This window comes from Pedobacter sp. KBW06, assembly GCF_003852525.1.
Lineage (GTDB): Bacteria > Bacteroidota > Bacteroidia > Sphingobacteriales > Sphingobacteriaceae > Pedobacter.
Genome location: NZ_QAJL01000003.1, coordinates 861280 through 878758 on the forward strand (window position 1 = coordinate 861280; position 17479 = coordinate 878758).

The 17479-nt window shown below is 43.9% G+C and carries 6 protein-coding genes; all 6 read right to left on the bottom strand.

Annotation, left to right across the window (positions count from 1 at the left end; translation table 11 throughout):
* Positions 1-38: 38 nt before the first annotated feature.
* Entirely contained in the window at positions 39-3854 is a 3816-nt protein-coding gene (locus tag DBR43_RS18360; RefSeq protein WP_124583424.1) for a tail fiber domain-containing protein, read from the bottom strand.
* Positions 3855-3858: 4 nt separating this feature from the next.
* Positions 3859-9192 carry a collagen-like protein gene (locus tag DBR43_RS18365; protein ID WP_124583426.1) on the bottom strand — a complete coding sequence of 1778 codons (5334 nt, stop codon included), beginning with the start codon at positions 9190-9192 and terminating at the stop codon, positions 3859-3861.
* An 895-nt stretch (positions 9193-10087) separates the two neighbouring features.
* Positions 10088-11734: a RagB/SusD family nutrient uptake outer membrane protein gene (locus DBR43_RS18370; RefSeq protein ID WP_124583429.1), complete on the bottom strand. Its 1647-nt coding sequence runs from the start codon at positions 11732-11734 to the stop codon at positions 10088-10090.
* A 35-nt stretch (positions 11735-11769) separates the two neighbouring features.
* Positions 11770-14871, bottom strand: coding sequence for a SusC/RagA family TonB-linked outer membrane protein (locus DBR43_RS18375; RefSeq protein WP_124583430.1), 3102 nt, complete (start codon positions 14869-14871; stop codon positions 11770-11772).
* A gap of 288 nt (positions 14872-15159) precedes the next feature.
* Positions 15160-16995 (bottom strand): beta-N-acetylhexosaminidase, encoded by a 1836-nt coding sequence (locus DBR43_RS18380; protein ID WP_124583432.1) that lies wholly within the window; start codon positions 16993-16995, stop codon positions 15160-15162.
* A 232-nt stretch (positions 16996-17227) separates the two neighbouring features.
* The coding region (tssD, locus tag DBR43_RS18385) for a type VI secretion system tube protein TssD (RefSeq protein WP_317125997.1) at positions 17228-17479 on the bottom strand (252 nt) is incomplete at its 5' end.

Genomic DNA, 17479 nt, shown 5'->3' on the forward strand with positions numbered 1-17479 from the left:
AACAAGATGAACCTGTGCCTTCAAAATAATGTGTACTCCTATTTATTCATTTTTTCAAGAATGCTGTTGATCTGCTCCTGCTGACGGTCCATGCGCACTTTCAATGCTTCAATTTCTTTTTGCTGTTCTTTTATAGCCTGAATCAGCATTCCGGTAAGCTGGGTATAATCGACTTTCAAAAAGCCATCTTTCCCCTGGGTTACCATTTCAGGATATACCTTTTGTAATTCCTGGGCAATAACCCCGATCTTGGCACCGCTCACATATTTACGTTTGTTTTTATATTCGAAGCTTACTCCCCTGATCTGACCGATCTTTTGTAATACATTACCCAATGTTTCGATATGGTCTTTTAACCTTCTGTCTGAAGGCGTAAAGAGGTTTCCGTTGATGGTCAGGTCTTGTCCTAAACTGGCATTGCCGGGAGCATCAAAGCTTAAGCCTTTACCCGTCACACCATCGTTGCTGATGGAATTCACAGAGAGCTTTATGTTTTGTGTGGCCAGGTGATTTCCGAGGTTATCTTTTCCTGCAGCAGTGGCTGAAGTCAGTCCATCGTCTACATATTTCTTGTTCACCGCATCCTGATTTCCGACAGGGTTTGCCAGGTTGGTGATGTTTTTACCAGCCATGGAAAGTTCAGCAGTAGGTGCACCGAATCCAGTGAGGGATACCTCATTTTTAGCTGTTGCCGTAGCGATGCCCTGTGCATTTCCTACAAAGAGATTCCCTTCAGCAAGTTTGTCATTTGCTACCGGTACCCAGTCCGTACCATTGTAAACATAAAGGCGTTTATCAGTGGTATTGTAATAGGTATCTCCAACAACCGGATTTACTGGTGCTGTTGGCCCAACCGGAGTTTTTGTTGTTTTTGAATCTACATATTTCTTGGTCGCCGCATCCTGATCTGTTTCCGGATCTTTAAGGCTGGTGATTTTCAGGCCAGCCATAGCAATGTCTGCGAGAGGGAACCCGAAACCACTTAAAGGAATCTCTGTTTTCGTAATTTCTGAAGCCTTTCCAAGGTCATTTCCAATCAGGAAGTTTCCTTTTGTCAGGGCAAGTGCATCGGGTGTAAATGTCTTTTTGTCTACATAATTTTTTGTTGCAGCTTCTTGTGCATTGATCGGATCAACGAGGTTCGTGATCTTAAAATTCCCCATAGATACATCTCCCTGAGCGGAACCAAAACCGCTCAATGGAATTACATTTTTTGGCGTAGATATGGCAATGCCATCAGGACTTCCTACATACAAATGTCCATCGGCAAGCTTATTGTCTACCGGAACCCAGTCCTTACCATTGTAAACATACATACGGTTATCCGTGGTATTGTAATACGTATCTCCGGCTACAGGATTGGCTGGTGCCGTTGGTCCTACAGGAGGTTTAGAAGAAGATTTTGAATCTACGTATTTCTTAGTTGCCGCATCCTGCGCATCGGCCGGATCTGCAAGGTTGGTGATCTTAAATCCCGTTGTTCCGTTGCCGAAAGAGACATCCGCTTTCGGGCTCCCAAAATCACTTAAAGGAATCGCCGTTTTCGCTACTGCATCGGCTTTATTTTGTGCATTTCCAACCAAAACATGATCCGTTGCCAGGGATAAGGAACCAGGATTGGCTACTTTTCTATCCACATAAGCCATAGTGGCCGCATCCTGAGCCAAAACCGGATCTTTTAGAAAATTGATGTTAAATTGAGTCGTCTCATCGCCCATTGCAATGTTTTCCGCTGCTTTGGCAAAACCACTCAAAGGAACGTTCTTTTTGGGTACGGCAATGGCTTTTCCACTTACATCCCCCAGAAACAGGTGCGCTGAAGGGAGGGACAATAACGTTCCCGGTGCTTTGAAAAGATCATCTACATATTTTTTGGTTGCTGCTTCCTGATCTTCGGTAGGATTAAGAAGTGAAGTGATCTTAAAACCTCCGAGCGCAATATCTGCCTGCGCAGCACCAAAACCACTTAAAGGAATTGCCGTTTTTAATACATCTGCAGCTTTGCCGTTCAGGTCGCCGACAAAAAGATTTCCCGTTGTTAAGCTAATGCTTCCCGAACCGATGACCTTACGGTCAAGGTAATTCTTGGTCACCGCATCCTGGGCATCTGTCGGATCCGCAAGGTTTGTGATTTTGAAAGTACCCATAGCGACCGGGGCCTTTGCTTCTCCAAACTCACTTACTGCAATGGTGTTCTTTTTCACAGCCATGGCGGTACTTGCATCACTTCCCACATAGACCTCTCCTTTTGGGAGGTTCAGGTTTGCCGGAAGGATCACTTTAGTATCCACATAGTTTCTGGTTGCGGCATCCTGAGCCGCTGTAGGATCGGCAAGGTTGGTGATCTTAAAATTAGAACCAGGGGCTCCTGCTCCCATAGAGACATTCGCGAGTGCTTTGTCAAAGCCGGAGATCGGGATCAGACTTTTATGAATGGCATCGGCTTTGCCTGAGGTATTACCTACAAACAGGTTGTTATTGGGTAAGGCCAAAAGCGTTGGATTTTTAAGCTGGGCATCTACATAATCTTTATTCGCCGCATCTGATCCGAAAGACGGAGCTTTCAGATTGGTGATTTTAAAATTGTTTCCTGTACCGTCTCCCATAGAAACATCATCTAATGGATTCGCAAATCCACTGATCGGGATATTCAATTTATCCAGCTTTTCATCGTTTATTGCTGCAGGCTGAATCGTTAACTTCCCTATCGTGGTGATTTTAGCATCGCCGGATAAGGGTACTGAGGTGGCAACATTTGAATTGTTACCTACATAAATCTGACCTGTTTTTAGTGAATTATCCAGAGGCGTCCATGTTGTTCCGTTAAAAACATACAGCTTATGATCGGAAGTATTATAGAATAAGGAACCTTCGCGGATTGCTGCTGTTCCGGGATCGGGGCTGGTTGGCGCAGAAGGCGTAGAACCATTGGTAGATACTTCTACCCATTTCCCGTTTTTATCGTAGACATACAGAATATTGAGATCTGTATTAAAAAACATGTCTCCTGGTTTGGATTGAGTAGGCAATTCCGTTCCCGGTCCGCCGGGAATAGAAGAGCTGCTGATAACTTTCCATTTATTATCTGCAGCCATCATGTACAGTTTCATTTCTCCTTTCACAAAGAAAACATCCCCATATTTGGAAGAAACAGGAAGTGAAGATAAACTGCGGGGTTCTGCCCAGGCAGTTCCATCAAAAACATAATACTTACTATCCCAGTAGGACATAAAAATGTCGCCTTTGGTGCCGGGATCTGCGGAGCTCGGAGGATTGGCATAATCCGTCCGGATACTTCCCATTGAAATACTTTTCCAGCCATCGGCCGTCAGCTGATATAATAATTTGTCTCCTGAATTAAAGATAATGTCACCTACGGTTCCTGAAGAAGTTGGCAATGCATCACCAACGGTATAATTCGGGATTGCGGTATTAATGGCCAGAATTGCTGTATTTGAAGCACTGGTCAATGCCGCTGCAGGGGTGTTAATGGTAGTCAATGGAAAGCCCCGCTGACTGGGTCTGTAAATCAGACCTAAACCTATTCCGGGAGGAATCGCATCAAAAGCTTTGGATGTGGTATTGATATTTGAACCATCAATACTTACTTCCAGAATTTCAAACGTATTTCCGCTTTTGTCAATGATCTGATCTCCCTTACGCACCTGATCGGCACTGAACATATTGGCTGCATCAGCAAATGATCCATTGATGTAATAGACATTTGGTTCCGTCCCGGTATTGATAAACAGGATCGTAAACTGACCATTAAACTGGTTTATTGTTTGCGACTGACCACGGAAGGCCAAAACCATTAAAAATAAAACAAGGACACAAATTTTATATGATTTCATATGTTTAAGGTCTTACTGTAATAAAGAAACCCAGTGATCCGGTATGGTTACTGATGTTATTGGTTTGCAGGTTAACAGTACCGTTGGCATAGCCCTGTAAAGTGAAACCAAAATTTCCTCCCCCCATCATGGTCACGGCATTGACTACAGGACTTGCGGAGTTGATATCAATGATCTGGACAACGGGTACGACCAGGTCGTCCGGCCCGTTATTCCATAATGCATTTTTATCGATCAGGGCAATATTCAGGAAGGCCTGGCTGCCAAGCTCCGCATAACTTGTTTTGAACTTAATATAGTCCAGGGTCACACCTACCGGAATCGTAATCGTTACCGTGTTTCCAGCTAATGTTGCGGTAACACCCGGACCGCTGGCCCTGATGAAATATTTTTTACTGCTCAGGAAATAAGTGACCAGGGAACTGCCTCCTCCACCGGCAACCGGCGTTACCCAGTTTGCTTTTTTACCATCAGCACTTACAGTTAACACTTTATTGGCATCTGTTGATTCAACGATGTCTGTGATTTTATCCAGCTTTGCTTTATCGATCGCCGGCATTAATCCAGCCGCAGCATTGGTTGCACCAGAAATGGTTGCAGAAGTTCCTGTGCTGGAAGTCATCGTTCCATCTGTTGGCCCTGTAGTAAACCCAAGATTGGTTGCTCCGCCACCACCACCGGCAGCAGGTGTTACCCAGGTTGCAGCCGTTCCGGTACTATTTACCGTCAAGACCTTATTTGCATCTCCGGGAGCTGTAATTGCAGCAATTTTATCCAGTTTAACCTTATCACCAGGTAACATCAGACTGGCATTTGTGGTAGAGCCTCCGATGATTACCGCAGCAGTACCTGTACTGCTGCCTACCGTACCATTTGTGGCAGCTGCTGTATAAGCCAGGTCTGTTTTTGCAGAAAGGATTCCGGTGCCATCGATCGCAAGACCGGCACCTACTTTTACCCCACCCAATGTCGCAGCCGCAGCTGTCGGCAAAGTGTAAGCCGCACCTCCGCTACCATTTGCAGCTTTGGTTACCCTTCCCTGGGCATCTACACTAATGTTTGCAGAAGTGAAATCTCCTGGTGTACCTACAAATGCATTTGGAAGTGAAATCGTTGGATTTCCGGCAACACCATCGCCATTGGCCAACGTTAATCCTGATCCGGCTGCGATGGCACGCGTTACCGCAGAACCTAATCCTGTCCTCACTACAATTCCGGTCGTATTCAAACCGGCAACAGCAGTCAGGTTATCTGATTTATCTTGTTTAGTGGCATCCGCAGTTACCGGAAGAACGATATCCGCAGATCCGTCGAAGGTAACCCCGTTAATTTTACGTCCAGGACTTAATTTTGAAGCAGATGCTGCTGTAGTTGCCGTCGTTGCATTCCCGCTTAAACTGGCGGTAATCGTGCCTGCAGAAAAATTACCTGAAGCATCTCTTTTAACAATCGTGTTTGCTGTATTTGCACTGGTCGCAGCTGTTACTGCAGCAATTCCTGTGCTGATATTTACCGCTGATGTACCACCTACAGAAACTACTGTTGGTGCATCCGCAGTACCTCCCAGTTCATTGGTTAACCTGAGAATTCCTTTCGTTGCTGCTGTAGCCGGAACCACTGTCGATCCCACAACAACGCCATCCACATAATCCTTAATCGCTTTTACAGATGGATACTTATCCACTGACGCGCCATCTGCAGCAACATTTGTACTTTTATTTGATTTATCTTCTTTTCCATTTAATGCCGTGGCTGTAGCTGTACTTACCGGCTTATTGGCATCACTGGTGTTCTCTACATTCCCCAGACCAAGATCAGCTTTAGCAATGTTTACCGCACCGATCTGTCCGTTCACAGATTGTACCAATGAAGTGGAAGGGGTAAGAATTTCTACCCAGTTTGCCAGTACACTGGATGGCAAAGTTCTCAGGACATAACTCTTACTCTGATCTGTCCTGATCACGGTACTTCCTACCACAGCAGCAGATAAAGCAAGCATTTTGGCCTGAGTATCCACCACATCTACTGAAGAGAAAGACAAAGCTGGAATCTGGCCAACCGGAATTTTACCAGAACCATCAAGTGTAGCCACTCCATTTACAGCTGCTTTTTCGGTCAGGTTGATTTTGGCATCCAATGCTGTTTTCACGGCATTGCTTACGGGCTTATCCGCATCTTTGGTATTGTCTACATTTCCCAGACCGAGGTTTTGTTTGGCATCTGCAGGTGTAGTTGCTCCGGTACCTCCGTTAGCAATCCCAACTGTTCCCGTCACATTAGCCGCGTTACCAGGAATATTACCTGTTACTTTAGTTCCGCTAACCGATAGTATTTTTGGATCAGTTACATTTTCATCTTTAATTTTCACCGTGGTCACCGCATCAGCAGCAATCCTTGGTAGAGAAGCCACGTTGGTTAAATCACCCGCCAGCTGAATTTTACCGAGAACTGTTGTCGTTGCATCGGGAACACCACCAGCACCAATTACCGCATCGTTTACTTTTGTATCTACATAGGTCTTAATGGCCAATACAGAAGGATATTTCTCTCCCGAAGCACCATCAGCGACAACATTTGTACTTTTATTTGATTTGTCTTCTTTTAATCCCAATGCCAGTTCAGTCGCTTTGCTCACCGGTTTGTCTAAGTCTGGTGTATTTTCAACTTTATCCAGACCCAGGTTGACTTTAGCTCCTGCCGGATTATTTGCTCCGGTACCTCCGTTTACGATCCCTACAATTCCAGTTACATTCGCTGCATTTCCAGGAATATTACCGGTTACTTTGGTTCCGCTTACATCGACAATTTTACTATCGGTTATGCTTCCGTCTTTTATTTTTCCGGCAGTGATGGCGTCATTTGCCACAAGTGGTTTATCGGCAGTTCCGGTCAAATCACCAGCCAGCTGAACTTTACCTTTCTCCAATGTTGTGGCATCTACCACATTTGCAGAACCGGCTGCAGACAATATACCGTTTCCATCAATGCTTAGGTTTGCACCAATTTTAACACCACCCAATGCCGCCGCTGAAGCGACAGGTAAAGTATAATTCGTTAATCCATCCAGTTTAGCTTTATCGGCAGGATCCATTAAACCAGGTTTTCCGCCGCTTCCGCCAGTTGCTACCGGAATGTTGGCCGACAAAGTTCCGCCAGTTAACGCGATTCCTTCACCGATGCTGATCAGCTCAGGACTTCCTGTTCCTGTAGTAGCTCTACCGATCAAAGATCCAGAAGCCAGGTCAGCCATTTTTGCAAATGTAACCGCCTTATTATTTAAGCCTAAATCCGTTGCATTTCCATCACCGGTTAAAGTGGCGTCATGCTTAACCGCGGTCATCCCGCCACCTGCTGATGCAGTAATTTTGGATTGTAATTCTTCCAAAGCAGCCTGTACATTGGTTGAACTCAAAGCTCCCTTAGGCGTTACCGGAACAGTGACTGCAATCTGATCACCTGTATTGATATTGCTGGTATTATTAATTAGTGTTAATTGTGCATCCGTTACATATTTTTTATCAGTTGATTCTTTGATGTCAGCAGTAGTGGCATCCTCACCTTTTGTAACCAGCCCTTTTGCATCATAAGTTATTTTGGTATGGGTTGCTCCCGCTATGGCTGCGTTGGCATCTACTTTTCCAAGTAAGGCTGCTTTGGTAGCATCACTCACTGGCTTTTCCGCATCACTCGTATTGTCTACTTTGCCCAGTCCTAAATTAGCTCTAGCTCCGGCAGCGGTAGTTGCTCCGGTTCCTCCATTCACCACTGCAACCACTCCGGTTACATTGGTGGCGGTCCCGTCGATATTTCCTTTTGCTACTCCTGTAAGGATCGGATCTTTGATGGTTGGTCCGTTATCTAATACAACAGAGCCGGTTCCCGTAGTGCTTGCTGCTGTAATTGCTCCGCCCTTTCCTTCCAGAATTCCGTTAACGGATGTTCCCAGAGTGATCGAAGGTGTAGAGTTTGGATTCGTTACTGAGCCGGTGAATCCCTGGGCAGAAATCACTTCTACTGACGTTACTGACCCTCCGCCAGGTCCGCCCCCCGTACCATTTGAGGCCGCGGTAATTCTACCTTTGGCATCTACGGTAATGTTTGCAGCGGTATAACTTCCTGGAGTTACGGTCGTATTGGACAGTTTTAAGGGCAAAGTCGTTGTGCCTTCCCCTTCCAAAGTATTGTCGTGGATCACGATTCCATTTCCTCCGGAACCGTTCCCACCGCCTAGTATGCCACGAAGATCAACATGGCTTTGTCTTGGACCTGAGATGGAAAGTACCGTTCCTGCAAGACTTAAAGACTGGTTAAGATCTGCCAGACTTACGGAATTGCTTCCTTTTATAGATAGGTTATAGCTGTTATCAAAACTAAGCATCGGCAATTGTCCGCCGCCATCAGTCAATTTATCATCTACATATTTCTTTGTGGCGGCATCCAGGTTGTTTGTTGGCGCACCAAGGTTGGTCAGCTTAAAGCCTCCCATAGGAATATTCTTTACAGGAGCTCCAAACCCACTTAAGGGGATTTTAATTTTATTCAGGTCTACATTCTCAATAGATCCGTCGGCAATCTTTGCTGAGGTAACTGCATTGTCTGCCAGGTCTAATGTCAGGTCTGTTAATACCGCATCTTTCCCATTTCCAATCGCAATTGTTCCGGAAGAGGTAACGCTTTTCCCCACACCTGGTAAAGAATTCCCCGGAGTTCCCGGCTCCCCTTTATCTCCTTTGGGACCAGTATCTCCTTTTATTCCCGGATCTCCTTTTAACCCCTGGTCACCCTTTAAACCAGGTTCGCCTCTCAATCCGGCATCTCCCCTTGCCCCGGGATCACCCTTTACACCGGCATCCCCTTTGGCTCCTGTATCACCTTTTTCTCCTTTCGGGCCAACCAGTAAAATTCCATTTGCAGGCCAGCTACCAGCAGTTTTTGGACCGTAAAGGCTATTGTTTCCAAGATTCAGATAAAAATCACCATTGATCCCGACTGCTGCTGAAGGGCTGGAATTCCCACTGAGAATGGTATTCCCATTTGTTCCATTTCCTCCGGAACCCAGTTCAGCATTGTTTACCAAACGCTGCCACTGCCCGTTATTGTAAAAATAGAAACCGGGAGAATTGTTCGTTTGATAAATTAATAATCCATTGGCAGGGTTATTGATACCATCACGTTGTATAAGTGACAACCTTGGGATAAGCAAACCTTTCGAAGTGGAAAGAATTTCGAGCTGTGCACTCGCATCAGGAGTGTTTGTACCTATTCCTACCTGAGCTTTTGCACCGAATGCAAATAGCAACCCAATAAGCATGATGTATTGCTTAACTGTTTTATTCATGAGATTACTGTATTGATGATTGGATCTTGATAATATCGTTTTAGCCCAAACAGAAAAAAATCAAACAGAAAAATCAACCCAAAAAATAGGAGCTTCCCGTTTATTTCTTTTCCGTTACAGGCGGATTTTCTATAATTAAATAAGTACTAATTAGTCGTGTTTGAACATATTTAACCACTTTGGTGGTCTAATTAGCTTCGGACTAATACTGTTTTTGTAGCGCTGTCGATGGTTTTTCTTTTCTGGAAACATATTATTGGAACAATCGTGAACTATTGAGCATTTGCTTTTTTTAGGCGCATAGGTAAGCCAGTCTGTACAAAAAATTATCAATTTGGGAGCAAAGCTAACATACATAATTGTAATATTATTGTATGAATAGTAAAATAAATACGTCTAAGCGCAACTTTAGCACATAAAATACTGTAAATCAGAAGATTTAATTTTAAATTATTTAAAGAATAACAGTAAAGTTATTGAACTGAAAAGAACAAAAACAGCAGGGAAAAATGAAAATGTTGACTTTCAATTATTAATCTCCCTTCAGATGGCAGGATGCCACATACAGACTGAACAGACTGACAGTAAGATAAATAAGAGAAGGCATTCCCGAATAAATCGCGTCCGGAAATGCCTTTTTTTTATTTGTATCCGTTTTTTTAATACATTTTCTCCAACCGGCTTACAAATTGGGGTTAAAAACGATCTTCGGTGCCAGGGGAGCACCATGCTTCCCATTAACTGGCCATACAGGTAGCCATAAAGAATTTTGTGTTAATACTTAAAAAGCAGGGATTTATTTCTATCCATCCATGGGTCCGGAAAGGCCTGAAAAAGAATTAGCACCCCCAATTCGGGAGCGCCATTCTAACCTACTAACTAACAATTCTATTTTTTAATATCCGGTATTATTGGGATTCAGCTTAGTATTCTTATCTATCGCCACCTGTGGAACCGGCAATTTCATCAGCTTACTGTTCCAGGATCTTTTTTGAACCGAAGAGTTTTTAATGTCCACCAAATCCTTCATGACTGCCGGGGCAATTCCCCAACGTCTGATGTCAAAATAACGGTGTCCTTCTCCCGCCAGCTCAATCCTTCTCTCCTGCTGGATCAGCAAACGGACTTTGTCCTGATTGTTATATACAACACGGTCTATAACCGGCATCCCTACCCTTGTTCTGATCTCGTCTAAAGCATCATAAACCTCAGTACCCGGCCCGCTCAATTCATTCTGCGCTTCTGCCTGAGTGAGCAAAACCTCTGCATAACGAATCAAAATGGTATTATTGAAAGCTTTATACTCTCTTTGCTCATTGGGATCTACCAGCTTACGGAATCCGTAACCCGTTTTAGAGGCACTTTCATTTACCCCCCAGTCATAACTATAGCCATTGACAAGGAGATTCCACGGATTACCATCAAATTCAATGGAAGCATAAAATCTGGGATCCCTGTTTTTATACTCGTCCATATACTTTGGATCTTTGGCATTATACAAAGCTGCGCGGGTTGCCACTGCCACCGGCACATGGGGCTGGCCATTGCTCATCCAATAATCGTCTACCAAAGGTTGCGTCGGACTGATCGATGCCCAGCCCCCAACCTGTGCAGGCAGCAATAGGGTATTTAAACCATGTGTATCTTTTTCCGGGGTATACTCACGTTCCAGGATCACTTCCGAATTGCCCTCATTCTCGGTATAAAACAACTTCTCATAGCTGCGCAAACCCAATCTGAATTTTTTCTCTTCCGCTGCGTCTGCAAAATTCACCCATTTACTATAATCGTCTTTTAAGTCCTGCGCATTGCTTTCTGCAGTTACCTTAAACAAACTATAGCCCAATGTTTTCACTTGTTTTGCCGCGGATACTGCTTCTGCCCATTGCTTATAATATAAATGTGCTCTTGCTTTGAGGGCCAGGGCAGCCCCTTTGGTGACCCTTCCTTTTTCTGTTTTTTTACCACCTGCATAAGAAACAGGTAATACCGCAGCAGCATCTCCCAGTTCTTTAAGCACAAAGCTCAATACTTCTGCTTCTTTTGTTCTTGGCAATTCCTCTCCAAAGGCCAAAGATTTTGTCACCAGAGGAACATCACCTACCAGTAAGATCATATTCAAATACTGATAAGCCCTTAGAAACCGTACTTCTGCCTTATAACGCTCCAGCAGGTTTTTATCTTCCGGGGTTTTATCAATATTTTCCAACAGATAATTAAACCTCCTGATTGCTTTATAGCCAGCTTCCCAACCAAAATCCACGGTCAGGTTCACATCTCCTGAGCTCACAACTGTGGCAATACTTTCCCATGGATATTGCGCATAAGCGTTATCCGCATAAGCATCATAATAGGACTGATAAGCGTCACCGGGAAGGTTCTGATAACAGCCGTTCACTGCGAGGAAAGCATCATTACTTGTTTTCCAAAAAGTTTCACTGGAAACACTGTCTTGTGGGATTTTATTCAGCAGGTCTTTTTTACAAGCCGATAATACTGAGGCAAACAGCCCCAGATATATGATATATTTAAATTTTTTCATCAGTATATATTCTAAATTAAATGAAGGGCCAGTAATTAAAAACGGACACTTAAACCCATTACATAAGACTTTAATCCCGGATAAGAAGACCTTGCTGAAGGCACTTCAGGATCAAAATCTTTAAGCCGTTTGTCTGCCCTTATGGTAAAGGGATTCGTTGCGCTCAGGTAAACCCTTAATCCGCCAAGGTGCATTTTCGAAATTACCGGAGCACTGAAAGTATAACCCAATGAAAGTGATTTGATCCTCAGATAAGCTGCGTTAAATAGCCAAAAATCAGAGTAAACGGTATTTTGGGTATTGTTTTCCGATTTCAGCAACCTTGGATAGGCTGCATTTGGATCCGGGTTCGCGATTGTCCAGCGTTGCTCATGAATAGGCTTCACTCCTGAACCATTAAAAAAGGCCATAGAGGCTTCCTCACCCAAATAAACCTTAACATTCGTTACCCCCTGTGCCAGCATTGAAAGATCAAAACCTTTATAACCCATATTCAGGTTAAAACCGTAGGTAAAAAACGGCTGGTCATTTCCTACAATTGTGCGGTCATTTGCATCAATTTTATTATCGCCATTAAGGTCGGCAAATTTAATGTCCCCGCCTTTAGAGGCTGAATTGATTTTCGGCGAGGCTGCCGCTTCAGCATCACTTGCAAACAAACCTTGCGACTTATACATATAGAAGGAGCCCAATGGTTCCCCTACCTTAAAAATGTATTTATCGTTGATGTTTCCATCAGCACTGGATAAGGAAGTAATTTTGTTCCATACCTTAGACATATTTGCTCCGATCCCGTATGTAAAATCACCAATATTGTTCTTATAACCCAACTGTAACTCCAATCCTTTATTCTGAACTGAACCTGCATTTTGCGCCGGTGCGTCCAAACCATACTCCAAAGCACTTTGTAAAGAAAGGAGGATGTCGTTGGTATTTCTGAGGTAATAATCGGCGGTCAGGTTTACTTTCCCGTTGAACATGGTTAAGTCCATTCCGAGGTTGGAAACCGTAGTCTTTTCCCAGCTCACTTTTGAATTTGAGCCTTTCTCCTGCCACACTCCATTCTGGGTCTGATCTGCAAAAGAATAAGCAAACTTAGACACCAGGAGGTCCAGGTAATCGTAATTCCCCACATTGTCCTGATTCCCAAGTTTACCCCAGGAAGCACGTAATTTCAGGTCGTCGATCCATTTGATCTGTTTCATAAATTCCTCCTGACTGATTCTCCATCCGGCAGAAAAACCAGGAAAAACGGCCAGCCTGTTTGCCGGTCCAAACCTGGAAGATTTATCAAACCTGATGTTCGCTTCCAATAGATACCGGTCATTATAGGAATAGTTCATCCTTCCGAAGAAAGACTGAATCGCCCATTCGCCCAGATTCCCTTCATTGGTATTGAAATTTGGATTATTGGCACCCGCATCGATCACCCCAAGATCATTGTTTGGAAAATCTTTACGTCCTGCACGGATAAACCTGGATTGGAATGCTTCATAAGAAGTACCACCCAATATTTTACCATAATGTTTTCCTATTGTTTTTTCATACTCGGCTGTTCCCTGCAACAGCATTCTGTTGTTCCTGTCCCAGCGTTCATCGAGTGCATTTGGCGTAACCGCAGTACTGGCTACCGGCTGTTTAGTTAAAAAATTAATGATCGGTGCCAGCTCGTTCGTAAAAACAGAACCTGTTTTATTATAGGCATTGTAAGAAGCTGTTCCACGCAAAATCAATCCTTCTGTCAGGGTCAGGTCTGCATTTACAGCGGTATTGATTCTTTGTTCCTTCGAACTGCTTCGTCCCCCTTCTTCCAGGGTCCGGACCGTATTTCCAGTCACCAGGGGATCGAATACTCCCCCACTCAGACTTCCCCAGGTACCATCCGTATGGCGAATGGGAATGGTAGGTACATTTCTGTTAAGCGTAGTGAAGGAATAATCGCCTCCGTTCATTTGATACATCTCCTGTGTGAAGGAACTCGTTGTGCTTAAGTTCAGCCGTTTATTTACCGCTGCATTGGTATTTAACCTGAAGGAGTAACGGTCCATATCTTTTCCTTTTTTCAGGGATTCCTGATTCATATAACCAAAGCCGGAATAGAATTTAATCTTGTCCCCGCCACTCACACTGATCTGATGATCCTGTAATGGGGCATTCTTTAGTAATGATGCTTTATACCAGTCGGTATTCGGATACCGGTCGGGATCTTCTCCGGTATCAAATTTCCTGATCTCTTCATCTGTAAAACGAACCGGTCTGCCTGCGTTTGTCAAAGCCTCATTTAACAAACGTGCATATTCCGGCGAACCCAGATATTTTGGAATATTGGTTGGCGATTGCTTTCCATAATACCCATTATATTCAATGTTCATCTTTCCGTCTTTTCCCTTTTTTGTTGTAACCAGGATCACTCCGTTTGCCGCCCGGTTTCCATAGATAGAAGCAGATGCAGCATCTTTAAGCACAGAGATACTTTCTACGTCATTGGGGTTGATACGGGCAAAATCTGCCGGACTTGCGGGAATCCCATCTACTACAATTAATGGTTCTTTGGATACTGCGGTCTGACCTGCAAGTGTGATCTGGTTGCTTCCCCTCAGGGATAAACTACCGATATCACCACCAGCACCACCTTCGCCGGTAGTGGAATTAAAACTCCCTACATCACCCGTTCTGGACTTCACCGTCAAACCCGGAGTAATTCCCTGTAAGGCATTCTGCATGGAAGTGACCGGTCTGTTGGTAATCTGGGCGGAACTAATGCTGGCTACCGATCCGGTCAGGTTTACCTTTTTCTGGGTGCCATAGCCAACCACCACCACTTCGTTCAGGCCATTATCTGATTGAACAAGGTAGATGTCCAATTGTGTTTTGCTGCCAACTTCTACCTGCTGGGTACTATAGCCGACATAATTAACGATCAGCGTTGCCGGACCGGCAGATCCGATATCTAAAGTAAAATTTCCTTTGCTATCCGATTGCACGCCCTTCTTGCTTCCCTTGAGCATGATAGAAACGCCAGGCAGAGGGGAATTGTCTGCTTTATCCAATGTCTTCCCTGAGATGTTTCTAACCTGCGCTTGTGCGTAGCCACAGGTTAAAAAAACAAATAATAATAGTAAATGTAAACGAATCATACTTGGTTGGTTTAGTTTAGGTTATTGCTTATAAAATGTTGAGGGGGATGGTCAACTAAAGTTATCACCATTGAATACTCCGAACTCTACATTGATTGTCTAATGATGACACTATATTGTCCTGAATATTGACATTTACAGCTCCTGCAAGCAATCTTGCATAAGAAGCCTGTTCCGGGAGCGGAAATATGACTGATGAACCATGCTGACGGAACATTCATTTAAAACAAAAAGACCTAAGCCTTTCCGGCTTAGGTCTTTCTCAAAACCAACAAGGAGCAACTCCTTTTATTTTTTAGCTTTTTTTACTTTCGGAAAAAACTCTGTTGATCCTTTTCTCTGACCATTAAAAAACAAGGCATAACGGATCACCTGATCTTTTTGCAAAGTCACCGGTTCCTTATAGACAGAAGAACTTGCCGTAACCTCTCCACCATCCAGGGTAAACCTGATGGTTCCGCTTTTTGTAGGATCCGACAAAGCAACGGTAGATGTAATTCCGGAAGTCCGCACCAGGGCTAACTTTGGTACCGGAACACGGAACTGAATTCCTTGTTTATCGTAACGTTGATATTGATCCACCAGCCTGTTGTTAAAGCTCTCAAAATTCCTGGATGCTTTTGGTGACCAGTCTATTTCTGATAAGGCAGCAATCCTTGGGAAGACCATATATTGGAAATAATCTTCCGTTCCGATAAACTCCGTCCATAAATTCGCCTGAGCACCAAGGATATGCTTAGCTTCTTTTTCATTCAATGCAGGATGTACCGGTTCAAACGCGTAAACACTATCCAAAGGCACCCAATAACCGATGGCCATAGGCTCAATTTTTGAATCTGCCTGATAACCGTCAAAGTAAAGGTGAGAATATGGAGACATGATGGCATCATGACCACTCTTTGCTGCTTTTAATCCGCTTTCCACACCCAACCAGGAATGAACGGTTGCATTTTCGGCCAATCCCCCCTGCATGATCTCTTCCCAACCGATAATTTTCTTTCCTTTTTTATTGATGAATTTCTCCATCCTGCTGATGAACCAGCTTTGCAAAGCAGCCTCATCCTTTAGCCCTTCTGTTTTCATTCTGGCCTGACACTTAGGACAGGTCTTCCAGGCATCATGCGGTGCTTCATCTCCACCAATGTGGATGTACTGAGAGGGGAATAAAGGCATAATTTCAGACAGCACATCTTCCAGAAAAGTAAAGACCTGCTCATTGCCGGCACAGTACAAGTCTTTAGAGACACCCCAAACTTTTCTGACTTCAAAAGGTTTCCCGTTTTCAAAACTTACTGCACCACAGGCGAGATAAGGATAAGCAGTAATTGCGGCTACGGAATGCCCGGGCATTTCTATTTCGGGAATCACTTCCACATACCTTGAACTTGCGTAAGCAACAATTTCCTTTACCTGTTCCTGCGTATAATAACCGCCATATCTGATGGTATCTACGTCCTTTTTGCGGTCAGGACCAATCTGCGTTCCGTTTCTATACGCTGCAACTTCCTGCAGGCGTGGATATTTTTTAATCTCTATCCTCCAGCCCTGATCTTCGGTCAGGTGCCAGTGAAATTTGTTGAGCTTATGCTTGGCCAGCTGATCAATGAACTTTTTGATGAAAGGCACCGAGAACATATGGCGACAATTATCGAACATCATTCCCCTCCAGCTGAACCGGGGTTCATCCTCGATCGCCACAGCAGGAATGCTTTTTGATCCTTTCAATGGAATCAATTGCTGAAGCGTCTGGATACCATAAAACAAGCCATTTTCAGTGCTCGCTTTGACGCTGATTTTTGTGGGGCTTACCTCCAGGCTATAGCCCTCTTTGGCGGTCACTGCCGGGTCGATCTGCAGGTTGATCGTTCTTGCCCCTTTTTGCATCCACTTGCCACTGCGCAAGTCTGCTTTCAGGCCACTTGTTTCCTGGATAGCAGCTTGAAGGTAGCTCGCCAGCTCTTTTAATTCTGGCTTCGGGTAATTGATGTATACATTTTTATCCAATAAAAAGCTCCCTTTTCTTTCTTCCATTTTTAGGGGTAAAGGAATCAGGGAGATCCTGGATTGTGCGGATAATTTGATGCTGCAAATCAGAAGAGATGCAAAAATTAAAATTTTGTTCATGCGGTTTGTTTAGGTTAAATTTAGTGTGTTATCACTGGCCCCCTAAGATAACCATTTGGCATAAGATTCCAAATCAAGGTTTAGTATTACTAAACAGCTTTCCAGCCCCATGTCTCTCTTCGTTCAGTACCGTTACTCCTGATCGGAAATACATAGAAAAAGGATAAATAAGTATCATAAAAAAACCGCAGGGCCTTGAGGATCCTGCGGTTTTATGCGAATGGTCTTTTGCTTAAGCTTTTGGCCAGTCGTTAATATGTTCTGCGTTACCGATCTTCAATTTACGTGCGGATATTACAAAACTCAATGTCATTGGTGTATTGTCGTTAACTGCAATACCTTCATTGTACTGAATGATATAACTGTCTTCGAAAGACAATTCTTTCATCTTTGCATCTTCTTCGCCTTTTTTGAAGACAATATTGCCTGAAAGTGGCTTGTACTGGTTGTTTACCATAGATTCAATCACTGAAGTATCTTCTGT

Bases quoted from the DNA above. Each gene is read 5' to 3' on its own strand.
- DBR43_RS18360 (WP_124583424.1), bottom strand. From the start codon at position 3,854: ATGAAATCATATAAAATTTGTGTCCTTGTTTTATTTTTAATGGTTTTG.
- DBR43_RS18365 (WP_124583426.1), bottom strand. From the start codon at position 9,192: ATGAATAAAACAGTTAAGCAATACATCATGCTTATTGGGTTGCTATTT.
- DBR43_RS18370 (WP_124583429.1), bottom strand. From the start codon at position 11,734: ATGAAAAAATTTAAATATATCATATATCTGGGGCTGTTTGCCTCAGTA.
- DBR43_RS18375 (WP_124583430.1), bottom strand. From the start codon at position 14,871: ATGATTCGTTTACATTTACTATTATTATTTGTTTTTTTAACCTGTGGC.
- DBR43_RS18380 (WP_124583432.1), bottom strand. From the start codon at position 16,995: ATGAACAAAATTTTAATTTTTGCATCTCTTCTGATTTGCAGCATCAAA.